Raw genomic sequence first — 13,222 nt, forward strand, 5'->3', positions numbered from 1 at the left:
CGCTTATCTATTATTTAGTTGTTATGAAAATACAAAAATCCCTACTGAAATTAATCAGTAGGGACGATTTTATTCGCGGTACCACCCTAATTATTGACAAATCCTATATGTCAATCTCTTCATTCTCCATAACGGCTCTTCACCGTCTTCCCCTTACATTTCGCTCGAAGAAGATGCTCCTGGACTGTAATTCATGTTGTTCTATGTACTGACTTACACCTACCGTCAGCTCTCTTTAACAGGGAGAACATACACTACTTAATTCCATTCATCGCTTGTCTTATTTACTTAATGATTATCCTATAATAAATAAGGTGAAAAAGCAATATTTTTTATTCCTTTAACTTTCTCATCCGTTAACTATATTCATAAGTATCGTCATGTAATAATAATTTTCTATTCACTGTGGAAACAATCATCCCAGAAACAATTAAAATTACAAATATATAAAACAACCAATTAAACCGTAAAAACCTATTTTTTTCGCCATGAACGCCCCTTTATTTTCCATATTTAGGATTGCTTTTATTATAATATTTACTCATTATGTTTTCTGTATGTCGTACTTATTCCATTACAGTGAGTGAAATTGTTCTCCTGTTTTAAACAGTTAACCACCCTACTGGGGGATTCATACTTCTTCATGCCACTTATGACCTCTGCTATAATCAATTTGCAAATGCATGAATTTTCCCACAAAATCCGTAATCCCTATCTCATTTTATGGTAATATAAACCATATACGAAGACAGAAAGGAGTTATACTTATGCCACACATCATTTCTCTCAATATCGGAACACCGCAAAAATTCCAGTTTCAAGGGAAAGAAGTCGAAACCGGCCTCTTTAAAGAAAGTGTTAACAAACCTTTATATTTAACAACACTGAACTTTGAAGGTGATGGCCAAGCAGATTTAAAGCACCATGGTGGTAAAGACAAAGCTGTTTGTGTATATGCATTTGAACATTATCCATATTGGGAACAAGAACTATCACAGCAACTTTCATACGGAGCATTTGGAGAAAATTTAACAATTACAGGATTACTAGAATCTGATGTATGTATTGGCGATATATATAAAATAGGAGAAGCGCTCGTTCAAGTAACGCAGCCAAGACAACCTTGCTATAAGCTATCTTATCGCTATGACCGAAAAGATTTCCCGCTTCTCGTGCAAAATACAGGATTTACAGGTTTTTACGTACGAGTATTAGAGGAAGGAACTGTTTCCCCTTCTGATGAAATGAAATTAATAGAACAAAATAAACATCACATCACAATATCCTTCGCAAATGAAATCATGCACCACGATAAACATAATATAGAGGGCATACAACGCATATTAACAGTTGATTCTTTATCAGAAAGCTGGAAAAATACATTTACGAAACGATTAGAAGGCAAAGAAACGAGCACAGAAAAACGTTTAACAGGAAAATAATACATTGATAGAAAAGGAGACAGTGCATGAGTGAATTTATATTCGCATTACTTGTTTGTCCATTGCTTGTCTTTATTTTCTCTGTTATTGGTACACGGGTTACAAAAACGTATTATACGATGCCTATTATAACGTTTGCGATTTTTCTTATATTGGCAGTAACCTTGTTTAATCGATCATTTTTCTTTTGGGTAGGGATGTATAGTATTTTTTCATTTCTTGTTTCTTATATAACGCTATTATTTATAAAGGGTGAAAAGGAAGTAGATAAAAAGCAATAACTATATGAATCCATTTTAATTTTTCGACATATAGATTGCGACTATGTAGAACAAAAGGATTCTACACTCACTTGCTCCTTTTGTTTGAACTTCGCATGCGGCAGAAAAAGGCCCTGACCACTTCTATACATGGCTAGATGCACTCGTCCATTGAAAAAGAATGGTTTTATGTCGCTTTTTTATTTGGATTTATATATAATTTTTAGTCCATTTTCTTTAAGGGGCATTATTCATGATTTTCTTTGATATTGATGGTACTTTACTTAATTATGAGCTTGCTGAAAAAAATGGTATTCTTGACTTCTTTCGCGAGCATAATCCTATTTTTTCTGGTAAAGAATTCGAAGCTAGCAAACTATGGAATCAACTCTCAGAACAATACTTCAATCAATTTTTATCTAATGAACTATCGTTTCACGAACAAAAAAGGTTACGAATGAAAGGCATTTTTCAGCAATACGGCATTCATTTAACTAATGAAGAAGCTGATCAGAAATTCAACCTATATTTATCCTCATATAGAGAAAATTGGACAGTGTATGCAGATGTAATCGATGTATTAGAGGACTTAAAACGAAAAGGTTATCCATTAGGAATTATTAGTAATGGGAATTATGAACAACAAATTGAAAAACTACATCGTTTAAATATCCTACATTATTTTAACCCAGTCATCGCCTCTAGTAGAGTGGGGGTGGCAAAACCAAATATAGCTATCTTTCAAATAGCTAGTATGAAAGCAAAGTGCCGAGTTCAAGATTGCTATTATATAGGAGACAGGTTAGAAACAGACGCCCTAAGCAGTAAAAATGCTGGTATGCATGGAATATGGTTAGATCGATGTAATAAACAAGAACAATGTAGTTCTCCTACCATAAAATCCTTATATGAGCTAATTCACATACTCACATAAACGCTCTAGTACGAATACTTAGACTATCTATTATAAAACAATAAAAGAAAGGAACAAGCATATGTCCTTATTATTAGAATTTCTAGTCCCTCTCATTTTTGTTTGTTGTATCTTCTTTTTAGCATTTGCATGGGATAAAACCGAGCAATTTCTTAATACAACCATTTTAAAAAAGGTTAGTAAAAGGTGGAGAAATGTCATCTTAACAACCATGACCATCCTATTCGAATTACTCGTAATCTGGCGCTTCTCAATTTTTTTCAAAGTATCTGCCTTAGAAAGTTTAGTGATGGGAAGTATTTTATTATTATGTTGTATTTGGCTCATTCCCTATTTCGTTACGATTCAAAGAAACAATGCTAGAATTTCAGATAAATATCATAGCGGTGGTGTGGAGTTAGGATCAGTAGCAGTATTCCGTCTTTCTTTAAATCCTCCTGTATTAGGAACGATTATTTTATCAACTGTAAGTATTGGTGTTGGCATATTTTATTACCTACCTTATTTTTTATAATAAGATAGGCAGATAATGATTTCTGTACCTCTCTTTTTTTCTGAATCTTGGGACAAGTAGCTATACTTTATGAATATATAAATACATTTTAACTTTTTGACATATAGATTGCGGCTATGCAGAAAAATGATTCTGCGTTCACTTTCTTTGTTTGAACATCGCTTGTGGCAGAAAAAGGCCCTGACCGCTTCTACGCATGGCCAGACGCTCTCGTCCACCTAAAAAAGAGTTTTTATGTCGGTTTTTTAATTTGTATTAATATAAAGAAAACACGACCGAGTTTCCCCCCACGGTCGTGTTTTCTTTATCATTACGCTGTAATCCAAGCCTCGTCAGCTGGATTTTTACGCCATTCTTGTAGTTTCTTCGTTTCTGCTTCGCCAATCATACCTTTTTCTGCTGCTACTTCAGTAAGCGCACTGTGCCTCGTCAGCTGGATTTTTACGCCATTCTTGTAGTTTCTTCGTTTCTGCTTCGCCAATCATACCTTTTTCTGCTGCTACTTCAGTAAGCGCACTGTAGTCGCTTAAAGAGTATGATGCAACATTTGCTGCTGCTAATTTTTCTTTTCCTGCTTCAAGTTCGTATGTGAAGATTGATACGATTCCTAATACTTCACAACCAGCTTCGCGAAGTGCCTCTACACAAGTGATTGCACTGCCGCCAGTTGAGATTAAATCTTCTACTACGACAACTTTTTGGCCTTTTTCTGCTTTACCTTCGATCTGGTTTCCTTTACCATGACCTTTTGCCTTGCTGCGTACATAGCACATTGGTAAGTTCATACGATCGCTTACCCAAGCAGCGTGTGCAATACCCGCTGTTGCTGTACCTGCAATAACTTCTACAGCCCCGAAGTGTGTTTGAATTAATTCTTCTAATCCTGCAGCAATCGCCCCGCGTACTTCTGGGTAGGATAACGTTAAACGGTTATCACAATAAATTGGTGATTTCATGCCAGAAGACCATGTAAATGGATCATTTGGTTGTAAGAATACTGCTCCGATATCTAATAAATGAGATGCTATTCGTTTTTTCATACTGTTACACCCTCCCATTGTTCTTTTACAATTTGATACGCCTCGCGCGGATTTTCTGCTTTTGTAATACTACGTCCTACTACGATATAACTAGAGCCAAGTTCACGCGCACGCTTTGGCGTTGCTACGCGCACTTGGTCATTTACATCGTCGCTTGCAAGACGAATCCCCGGTGTTACTGTTACGAAAGCGTCTCCGCATACTTCACGTAATTTTGGTACTTCAAGCGTTGAACAAACAACGCCGTCCAAACCGCTTTCTTTTGTTAACCTCGCATAGTGAGCAACAGCTTCTTCTAACGTTTTCTCAATGCCGATCTCTTTTTTCATTACTTCTTCCGATGTGCTTGTTAGTTGTGTAACTGCGATACAAATCGGTCTCTCTTTTCCTTCTTTCGTACCTTCCGCTAATCCCTCAAGCGCAGCCTTCATCATACTGCTTCCCCCAGCAGCATGAACGTTTACCATATCAACTTCTAAACTAGCTAAATTGCGCATTGCGCTTTTTACTGTGTTCGGAATATCATGAAGTTTTAAATCTAGAAAAATTTGATGTCCTTTTTCTTTTAGATATGTGATAATAGCAGGTCCCTCTTTATAAAACAGTTCCATACCAACTTTGACAAATAACTGTTCCCCTTCAAAGTGGCTTAAAAACTGTTCTACCTCTGCCTTATCTGGAAAATCCAGTGCAACAATTAAAGACTGTGACATATTTACTTCCAGCTCCTTCCTTGACATTCCGAAATGTGTTCAAATCCTAATTCATCTAAAAGCGCTGGTAATTCTTCAATAATTGTTGGACAGACAAATGGATCAACGAAATTTGCTGTACCAACTGCTACTGCACTTGCACCAGCGTAGAAGAATTCAATTACATCTTCTGCCGATTCAATACCACCCATTCCGATAATCGGAATGTTAACAGCCTGACTCACTTCATGCACCATACGAATTGCCACTGGCTTAATTGCTGGTCCAGATAATCCACCCGTACGGTTTGCTAAAATTGGTTTTGCTGTTTTTAAATCTAAACGCATGCCAAGCAATGTATTAATCATCGTTAATCCGTCTGCCCCCGCGTTTTCAATTGCTTTTGCAATCTCAACAATGTTTGCAACGTTTGGTGATAGCTTTACGTATACCGGAACTTCAGATACTTCTTTTACACGTTTCGTTAAATCTGCTGCAATTTCCGGTACTGTACCGAAAGCAATTCCACCTGTCTTCACATTCGGGCAAGAAATATTTAACTCTAATGCATGAACATTCGGTGCTTTTGAAATTTCTTTCGCAACTGCCACATAGTCTTCAGCTTGTGATCCAGCAACGTTCGCAATAATAGGTACATCAAACTGCTCAAGCCATGGTAATTCTTCGTTCACAACTTTTTCTAGCCCTGGGTTTTGTAAACCAATTGCATTTAACATACCAGCAGGTGTTTCAGCAACACGCGGCGTTGGATTTCCAAAACGCGGTTGTTCTGTTGTCGCTTTAATCATGATTGATCCAAGTACGCTTAAATCGTAGAGCTTTGCAAATTCACGGCCAAATCCGAAACAACCAGATGCTGGGATGATTGGGTTTTTTAATGTTAAGCCTGGTAAGTCAACTTGCAATCTGTTGTTCATAGTACAACCTCCCCGATTGGAAATACTGGTCCGTCGCTGCACACCTTCTTATAGGAATAGCCAGTTGGATCTTCTTGCAGATGGCATACGCACGCAAAACATGCTCCAATGCCGCAGCCCATACGTTCTTCAAGTGAAATGTACGCTTTTTTCTCTTTATAGCGCCCTTCTAGTGCACGTAGCATTGCCAGCGGTCCACATGAGTAAAGAATGTCAAAGTCAATTCCATATGCATCAATTACATCTGTTACAAATCCTTTTGTACCATGTGTACCGTCTACTGTCGCAACGTACGTATCACCAAGTTCTGCAAATTTTTCTTCGTAGAAAACGACATCTTTTGACTGAAAACCTAAGATGTGGATGACACGAACGCCTTTTGCTGTAAGACGCTGTGATAATTCATATAGCGGTGGTACACCAATTCCGCCCCCTACTAAAAGAGCTGTTTGTCCCGACTTTGCTTCTTGCACCGGAAAACCGTTGCCTAATGGACCTAATACATCAACCATTTCACCTTGTTTCTTTTGTGACAACGTTTTTGTTCCTTGTCCTTCTGCACGGTATAGCATTGTAAATTCGTTTTTCTCTTGATCTACATTACAAATACTAATCGGGCGGCGCAGCAGAGGCGCATTGCCCTCTGCTACTTTAATGTGTACAAATTGCCCTGGCTCGTTCATGTGCTGTACTAAATCACCTTGAAGTACGAGTTCGTAAATATTTTTTGCGATTTCTTTTTGGTTAACGACGATCATATTTTGCTTTTGCATCATGCATGTACCACCTCGTGACGCTCAGCCCCCGTAAATTCTTTCATTGCGTGAGCTGAAAATGTCATAGATTCAAGTACGCGTAAAATTGCTCTTGTTGTATCTAATGATGTTAAGCATGCTACACCATTTTCTACAGACTCACGACGAATACGGAAGCCATCACGCGCTGGTTGTTTTCCTTTTGTTAATGTGTTAATAACAAATTGCGCTTTTCCTTGGCGAATAATATCAAGCAAGTTGTAGTCTTCAGAATCAATTTTGTTTACAACTTGAACTGGAACGCCTTGGTCTGTTAATGATTTCGCAGTTCCTGCTGTCGCTAATAAGTTATAGCCAATTTCATGGAATCGTTTTGCGATTTCCATTGCTTCTTCTTTATCTTTATCTGCTACTGTGATGATTACAGATCCGTGCGTTGGAATATTGATTCCAGCAGCAACAAGTCCTTTATATAATGCTTTTTCAAGCGTTAAGTCTTTACCCATTACTTCCCCTGTTGATTTCATTTCAGGCCCTAATGTTGTATCAACAGAACGTAGTTTCGCAAAAGAGAATACCGGTGCTTTTACATACACTTCTTTCTCTTCTGGGCGATATCCAGTTTCATATCCTTGTTCTACAAGATTTTGACCTAAAATAACTTTTGTTGCGATATTCGCCATCGGTACACCTGTAATTTTACTTAAGAATGGTACTGTACGGCTCGCACGTGGGTTTACTTCAATTACATACACTTCGTCTTTGAATACTACAAACTGGATATTCAGTAATCCAACAATGTTTAATCCTCTTCCAAGTGCAATTGTATTTTCGATAATTTGTTCTTTCAGTTTTGCAGATAAGCTTTGCGGTGGGTATACTCCAATTGAGTCACCAGAGTGAACTCCAGCGCGTTCAATATGTTCCATAATACCTGGAATGAATACATTTTCACCGTCTGAAATTGCATCTACTTCAATTTCTTTCCCAACCATGTAGCGGTCAATTAATACTGGATGATCCGCATGAACTTTAACCGCATTTTTCATGTAGTGCAGTAGTTCTTCTTGACGATATACGATTTCCATCGCACGCCCACCTAGTACGTAAGATGGTCTTACTAATACTGGGTAGCCAATTTCTTCAGCGATTGCTACCGCTTGTTCTACAGTTGTTGCTGTTTTTCCAACTGGCTGTGGAATACCTAAATCTGTTAAAGCTGCCTCAAATTTATCACGATCTTCTGCACGGTCTAAATCTTCTAGGGATGTACCTAAAATTTTCACGCCGCGCTCTTGTAATTTTGCCGCTAAGTTAATTGCTGTTTGACCACCAAATTGAACGATTACGCCTTCTGGTTGTTCTAAATCGATGATGTGCATTACATCTTCAATTGTAAGTGGTTCAAAATATAATTTATCTGAAATACTAAAGTCTGTTGAAACTGTTTCTGGGTTATTATTTATAATAATTGCTTCGTAACCAGCTTCTTTAATTGCCCATACAGAATGAACTGTTGCATAGTCAAACTCGACACCTTGACCGATGCGAATTGGACCAGAACCAAGAACGACTACACTTTTACGCTCTGTAACGATTGATTCGTTTTCATCGCCATATGTGCTGTAGTAGTAAGGCGTTGCAGATTCAAATTCCGCCGCACATGTATCTACCATTTTGAATACTGGTGTCATGCTGTTTTCTTTACGCATATCGTAAATTTCACGCTCTGTTTTATTCCAAGCAGCTGCGATATAATGATCACTGAATCCCATTGCTTTTGCTTCTTGTAATACTTCCATATCGCCTATATGGTTTTTAACGTTATGCTCCATGTTTACGATGTTTTCAACTTTTTGTAAGAAGAAGAAGTCCATTTCACACCATGCATTAATTTCTTCTTTCGTTACACCTTGACGAATCGCTTCTGCTACAACAAACAGACGCTCATCATCTGCTTTCATAATACGTTTTTTCATTGTGTCTTTATCAAGTTCTTTTAAGTGATCAAGCTCTAAATGATAAACACCAAGCTCTAAAGAACGAACCGCTTTTAATAGCGATTCTTCTAAATTACGACCGATTGACATGACTTCCCCAGTCGCTTTCATTTGTGTGCCAAGCGTTCTGTTTGCTGATTCAAACTTATCAAATGGCCAGCGTGGAATTTTAGAAACAACATAGTCTAATGCTGGTTCGAAACATGCATATGTTTTTTGTGTAACCGGGTTTACAATCTCATCAAGCGTTAAGCCGACTGCAATTTTCGCTGCCAATTTTGCAATTGGATATCCTGTTGCTTTTGATGCTAATGCAGATGAACGACTTACACGTGGATTTACTTCGATTACATAGTATTGGAAACTATGCGGATCAAGCGCAAGCTGAACGTTACATCCACCTTCAATTCCAAGTGCACGAATAATTCTTAATGAAGTATTACGTAACATTTGATATTCGCGGTCACTTAATGTTTGGCTCGGCGCTATAACGATCGAATCCCCTGTATGCACACCAACTGGGTCAATGTTTTCCATATTACATACTACAATGGCATTATCGTTTGCATCACGCATTACTTCATATTCAATCTCTTTAAAACCAGCGATACTTTTTTCTAATAGACATTGTGTTACTGGGCTATGTTTTAGACCGCTTGTTACAGTTTCAATTAACTCTTCTTCATTATGACAAATACCACCGCCAGTTCCGCCTAGCGTAAATGCAGGGCGAACAATTACTGGATAGCCAATTTCTTTTACAAATTCATATGCTTCATCAAGCGTATGAATAATTTCACTTGGTGGTACTGGTTCGTTTAAGTCTTGCATTAATGTACGGAATAAATCGCGATCTTCCGCTTGCTCAATTGCTGATAATTTCGTTCCTAAAATTTCAACTCCGCACTCTTCAAGTACACCTGATTTTGCAAGTTCAACAGCCATGTTTAGTCCTGTTTGTCCGCCAAGTGTTGGCAAAATTGCATCTGGGCGCTCTTTACGAATAATGCGGCTTACAAATTCTAATGTTAATGGTTCAATGTATACTTTATCTGCTGTTGCAGTATCAGTCATAATTGTTGCTGGGTTAGAGTTTACAAGAATTACTTTGTAACCTTCTTCTTTAAGAGATTGACAAGCTTGCGTTCCAGAGTAGTCAAACTCAGCTGCTTGCCCGATTACAATAGGTCCTGATCCGATTACTAAAATTGTGTTAATGTCTAGGCGTTTTGGCATAACTCTTCCCCTTCTTTCTTAAAGTTTTCAATCATTGTTAAGAAATCTTCAAATAAATTGTTTGCATCTTCTGGTCCTGCTGATGCTTCTGGATGATATTGCACTGTAAATGCTGGGAACTTCGTATGACGAAGACCTTCTACTGTTCCATCATTTAAAGCTACATGTGTAATTTCAAGATCTGTACTTTTAACTGATTCTTCTTCTACTGCGTAACCATGGTTTTGAGAAGTAATGGCTACTTTTCCAGTTGCAAGATGCTTTACTGGATGATTTAAACCACGGTGACCGAATTTTAACTTGCTTGTATTTGCACCAGATGCTAGAGCGAACAATTGATGTCCAAGACAAATCCCGAATAATGGTACTTTTCCGATAATGTCTTTTAGCATTTCAATTGCTTCTGGTACATCTTTAGGATCCCCAGGTCCATTACTTAACATAATTCCATCTGGGCTAAGGCGTAAAATCTCTTCAGCCGTTGTATTGTATGGTACAACAATTACATCACAGTCACGTTTATTTAGTTCTCGTAAAATACCATGCTTCATACCGAAGTCTACAAGTACAACGCGATGGCCACGGCCTGGACTTGGATATGGATCTTTTGTTGATACTCTTTTCACATGATCTGTAAAGACTGTCTCTTTTAATTGACTAACGATGTACTCTACATCCGCATCCATGTTGCAAAGACGTCCGCGTAATGTTCCATATTGACGAATTTTTCGTGTTAATTTTCTTGTATCAATTCCTGCTAATCCTGGAATGTTTCTTTCTTTTAAATAATCATCTAACGAAATTTCATTACGGAAGTTAGATGGGTGATCACAAATTTCGTTTACTATTAAACCATTTACAGATGGATGAATTGATTCGAAATCATCACGGTTAATGCCGTAGTTTCCAATTAATGGGTACGTAAATGTTACAATTTGACCGCAGTATGATGGATCAGATAGTGTTTCTTGATATCCAGTCATTCCAGTTGTAAATACAACTTCACCTGACTTTTCGATTTCTCCTCCGAAACCTTTTCCAATTAATAGTGTTCCATCTTCTAAGATAAGCTGTCTTTTCATACTAATGCACTCTCCTTTTGCCATGCGATCTTACCGCCAACTAATGTCATCATCGGCCATCCTTGACATTTCCAGCCCGTAAATGGCGTATTTTTTCCTTTTGATAAGAATGTTGCTGGATCAATCTCTTCTTCTTGTTCTAAATCGATAATTGTAATATCAGCCGCTCTTCCTTCTTTCAGTCGGCCTGCTTCTAAACCAAATGTGTCAGCTGGTTTTTCTGTTAAGAATTGAATTAACTGTTCTAATGTGATAATTTCTTTTTTCACAAGGTTTGTATATAGTAGTGGGAATGCTGTTTCAAAACCAGTAATTCCAAATGGAGCTCTTTCAATACCTTGTGCTTTTTCTTCCGCTGCATGCGGTGCATGATCTGTTGCGATTATATCGATTGTTCCATCTAATAATCCTTCAATTAATGCTTCTTGATCCTCTTTTCCACGAAGTGGTGGATTCATTTTAAAGTTTGGATCAGCTGATGGGATATCATCTTCACATAATACTAAGTGATGCGGTGTTACTTCTGCTGTTACTTTAATTCCAGCACGTTTTGCATCACGAATCACTCGTACAGATCCTTTTGTACTTACGTGACATACGTGATAGTGGCAATCCGCCGCTTCCGCAAGTAATATGTCCCGGGCAATATGTACAGATTCACATACTGATGGGATACCGTTTAATCCGTGTTTCTCAGAAAACTTCCCTTCGTGTACACAACCTTTATTAATTAACGTATTTTCTTCACAGTGTGCAACAACTGCCATATTTAATTTTGCTGCACGCTTCATTGCTGCCAGCATCATACTTGCATCTTGTACTCCTACTCCATCATCAGTAAACGCGAATGCACCAAGTTCTTTTAATGTTTCAAAGTCAGTCATTTCAGAACCTGCTTGGCGTACTGTAATAGCGCCATATGGCAGTACATTTACATGTGCTTTTTCTTGAATTCGTTTTTGCAAATCTTCCATATGTTCTTTACTATCTGGTACAGGGCGCGTATTCGGCATTGCACAAATTGTTGTAAATCCACCTTTTGCTGCTGCAAGGGTTCCTGTTTCAATCGTTTCTTTATGTTCACCACCTGGTTCGCGAAGGTGTACGTGTACATCAATTAACCCAGGTGCAATTAATTTTCCGGTTACATCAATTACTTCTACATTTTCAGCAGTGATGCTTTCTGCTACTTTCGCAATTTTACCATCTTGTACGAGAAGGTCTGTTGTGACGATATTTCCCTCTTCATTTACATAGCGACCATTTTTAAACAAATAATTCATGTTTCATTCCTCCTAATACATTTGGTAGTGCGCGTTTTAATACAGCCATTCTTACATAAACACCGTTTTCCATCTGTTTAAAGATGCGTGAACGCTCACACTCGACAAGCTCACTCGCAATTTCTACATCACGGTTCACAGGTGCTGGGTGCATAATAATGCTACCTGGCTTCATGCGTTTCTCACGTTCGATCGTTAAACCGTGCTCTTCATGATACTCTTTCATAATGTCTGTTTCATAATGATTATGACGCTCATGCTGCACGCGTAGTAGCATCATTACATCTACTTCTGGAACTAGTTCGTCTAATGCTTTGTACGTTCCAAATGTGTTCGTTTCGTCTTTCCATTCTTCTGGACTTGCAAAATAAACGGTTGCTCCTAATTTCGTTAACGCCTCTGCATTTGAACGTGCTACTCGGCTATGACTGATATCTCCAACAATTGCCACTTTCAGTCCTTCAAATGTTCCAAATTCTTGTTTTATCGTTAGTAGATCAAGCAAACATTGCGTTGGATGATTTCCACATCCATCACCTGCATTTAAGATTGGAATATTTACTTGTTCTCTAAGCTCGTCGAAATAACGATCTTGTTCGTGGCGGATGACAACAGCTCTTGTTCCTATCGATTCTAGTGTTTTTACCGTATCGTACAATGTTTCTCCTTTTTGTACGCTAGAAGATTCTGCTGAAAAGTTGAGAACATCAAGTCCTAAACGCTTCTCTGCTACTTCAAAGCTAAAACGTGTTCTCGTGCTATTCTCAAAGAATAAGTTTGCAACAAATGTTTGCTCTGTCGCTTTTATACCCTTTCCGTTTGCGAAATCTTCTGCATCTTTTAGGATTTCTGAAATCTCCTGCTCCGATAACTCACTCATCGTTAACAAATGGTTCATTGTCATCCCTCATCTTTCTGATTTTTATAATAATACCTTTGAATTTATATAAAATTTTCTGCATAAAAATACCCTAGCCGTGTGAGACTAGGGTGTAACAAACTACACACCCTTTTCCGTCTCACAGGACTGAATTAAAAGGCTGTCT

The 13,222-nt window shown here is 38.0% G+C and carries 12 protein-coding genes and 1 other annotated feature; of the genes, 4 read left to right on the plus strand and 8 right to left on the minus strand.

Annotated elements, in window-relative coordinates:
• Positions 1-56: 56 nt before the first annotated feature.
• Positions 57-281: a binding site (T-box leader), on the minus strand.
• A 486-nt stretch (positions 282-767) separates the two neighbouring features.
• The 4 genes from WAZ07_RS17155 (at position 768) to WAZ07_RS17170 (ending at position 3,150) form a co-directional block, all read left to right on the plus strand.
• Positions 768-1,442 carry an MOSC domain-containing protein gene (locus WAZ07_RS17155; protein ID WP_336473451.1) on the plus strand — a complete coding sequence of 225 codons (675 nt, stop codon included), beginning with the start codon at positions 768-770 and terminating at the stop codon, positions 1,440-1,442.
• Between the two features lie 26 nt (positions 1,443-1,468).
• Positions 1,469-1,723, plus strand: a complete 255-nt coding sequence (locus WAZ07_RS17160; RefSeq protein WP_336473452.1) for a YbeF family protein — start codon at positions 1,469-1,471, stop codon at positions 1,721-1,723.
• Positions 1,724-1,955: 232 nt separating this feature from the next.
• On the plus strand, positions 1,956-2,636 hold the full coding sequence (locus WAZ07_RS17165; protein ID WP_336473453.1) for an HAD family hydrolase: 681 nt from the start codon (positions 1,956-1,958) through the stop codon (positions 2,634-2,636).
• 61 nt (positions 2,637-2,697) lie between these two features.
• Positions 2,698-3,150: a hypothetical protein gene (locus tag WAZ07_RS17170; protein ID WP_336473454.1), complete on the plus strand. Its 453-nt coding sequence runs from the start codon at positions 2,698-2,700 to the stop codon at positions 3,148-3,150.
• Positions 3,151-3,557: 407 nt separating this feature from the next.
• On the opposite strand, the gene pyrE is transcribed toward WAZ07_RS17170, so the two are convergent.
• The 8 genes from pyrE to WAZ07_RS17210 are packed head-to-tail and all read right to left on the minus strand — an operon-like array spanning position 3,558 to position 13,074.
• Positions 3,558-4,190 (minus strand): orotate phosphoribosyltransferase, encoded by a 633-nt coding sequence (pyrE, locus tag WAZ07_RS17175; protein WP_336473455.1) that lies wholly within the window; start codon positions 4,188-4,190, stop codon positions 3,558-3,560.
• On the minus strand, positions 4,187-4,903 hold the full coding sequence (pyrF, locus tag WAZ07_RS17180) for an orotidine-5'-phosphate decarboxylase (protein ID WP_336473456.1): 717 nt from the start codon (positions 4,901-4,903) through the stop codon (positions 4,187-4,189). Before pyrF ends, pyrE begins: the two co-directional genes overlap by 4 nt.
• A gap of 2 nt (positions 4,904-4,905) precedes the next feature.
• Positions 4,906-5,820, minus strand: a complete 915-nt coding sequence (pyrD, locus tag WAZ07_RS17185; RefSeq protein ID WP_336473457.1) for a dihydroorotate oxidase B catalytic subunit — start codon at positions 5,818-5,820, stop codon at positions 4,906-4,908.
• Positions 5,817-6,596: a dihydroorotate oxidase B electron transfer subunit gene (gene pyrK / locus WAZ07_RS17190; RefSeq protein WP_090914434.1), complete on the minus strand. Its 780-nt coding sequence runs from the start codon at positions 6,594-6,596 to the stop codon at positions 5,817-5,819. The genes pyrD and pyrK overlap by 4 nt, the downstream gene beginning before the upstream one ends.
• Positions 6,593-9,811: a carbamoyl-phosphate synthase large subunit gene (carB, locus tag WAZ07_RS17195; protein ID WP_336473458.1), complete on the minus strand. Its 3,219-nt coding sequence runs from the start codon at positions 9,809-9,811 to the stop codon at positions 6,593-6,595. The genes pyrK and carB overlap by 4 nt, the downstream gene beginning before the upstream one ends.
• Complete coding sequence (locus tag WAZ07_RS17200; RefSeq protein WP_336473459.1) at positions 9,796-10,893, minus strand: carbamoyl phosphate synthase small subunit; 1,098 nt, start codon at positions 10,891-10,893, stop codon at positions 9,796-9,798. Before WAZ07_RS17200 ends, carB begins: the two co-directional genes overlap by 16 nt.
• Positions 10,890-12,176, minus strand: a complete 1,287-nt coding sequence (gene pyrC / locus WAZ07_RS17205) for a dihydroorotase (protein ID WP_336473460.1) — start codon at positions 12,174-12,176, stop codon at positions 10,890-10,892. The genes WAZ07_RS17200 and pyrC overlap by 4 nt, the downstream gene beginning before the upstream one ends.
• Positions 12,160-13,074 carry an aspartate carbamoyltransferase catalytic subunit gene (locus WAZ07_RS17210; RefSeq protein ID WP_336473461.1) on the minus strand — a complete coding sequence of 305 codons (915 nt, stop codon included), beginning with the start codon at positions 13,072-13,074 and terminating at the stop codon, positions 12,160-12,162. Before WAZ07_RS17210 ends, pyrC begins: the two co-directional genes overlap by 17 nt.
• Positions 13,075-13,222 lie beyond the last annotated feature (148 nt).

Source organism: Bacillus bruguierae (assembly GCF_037104725.1).
GTDB classification, from domain to species: Bacteria; Bacillota; Bacilli; order Bacillales; family Bacillaceae_G; genus Bacillus_A; species Bacillus_A bruguierae.

Excerpts from the sequence above, each read along its gene's own strand:
- pyrF (WP_336473456.1), bottom strand. The coding sequence starts at position 4,903 with ATGTCACAGTCTTTAATTGTTGCACTGGATTTTCCAGATAAGGCAGAG.
- pyrK (WP_090914434.1), bottom strand. The coding sequence starts at position 6,596 with ATGATGCAAAAGCAAAATATGATCGTCGTTAACCAAAAAGAAATCGCA.
- WAZ07_RS17165 (WP_336473453.1), top strand. The coding sequence starts at position 1,956 with ATGATTTTCTTTGATATTGATGGTACTTTACTTAATTATGAGCTTGCT.
- WAZ07_RS17155 (WP_336473451.1), top strand. The coding sequence starts at position 768 with ATGCCACACATCATTTCTCTCAATATCGGAACACCGCAAAAATTCCAG.
- pyrC (WP_336473460.1), bottom strand. The coding sequence starts at position 12,176 with ATGAATTATTTGTTTAAAAATGGTCGCTATGTAAATGAAGAGGGAAAT.
- WAZ07_RS17170 (WP_336473454.1), top strand. The coding sequence starts at position 2,698 with ATGTCCTTATTATTAGAATTTCTAGTCCCTCTCATTTTTGTTTGTTGT.
- WAZ07_RS17210 (WP_336473461.1), bottom strand. The coding sequence starts at position 13,074 with ATGAACCATTTGTTAACGATGAGTGAGTTATCGGAGCAGGAGATTTCA.
- WAZ07_RS17160 (WP_336473452.1), top strand. The coding sequence starts at position 1,469 with ATGAGTGAATTTATATTCGCATTACTTGTTTGTCCATTGCTTGTCTTT.
- carB (WP_336473458.1), bottom strand. The coding sequence starts at position 9,811 with ATGCCAAAACGCCTAGACATTAACACAATTTTAGTAATCGGATCAGGA.
- pyrE (WP_336473455.1), bottom strand. The coding sequence starts at position 4,190 with ATGAAAAAACGAATAGCATCTCATTTATTAGATATCGGAGCAGTATTC.
- pyrD (WP_336473457.1), bottom strand. The coding sequence starts at position 5,820 with ATGAACAACAGATTGCAAGTTGACTTACCAGGCTTAACATTAAAAAAC.
- WAZ07_RS17200 (WP_336473459.1), bottom strand. The coding sequence starts at position 10,893 with ATGAAAAGACAGCTTATCTTAGAAGATGGAACACTATTAATTGGAAAA.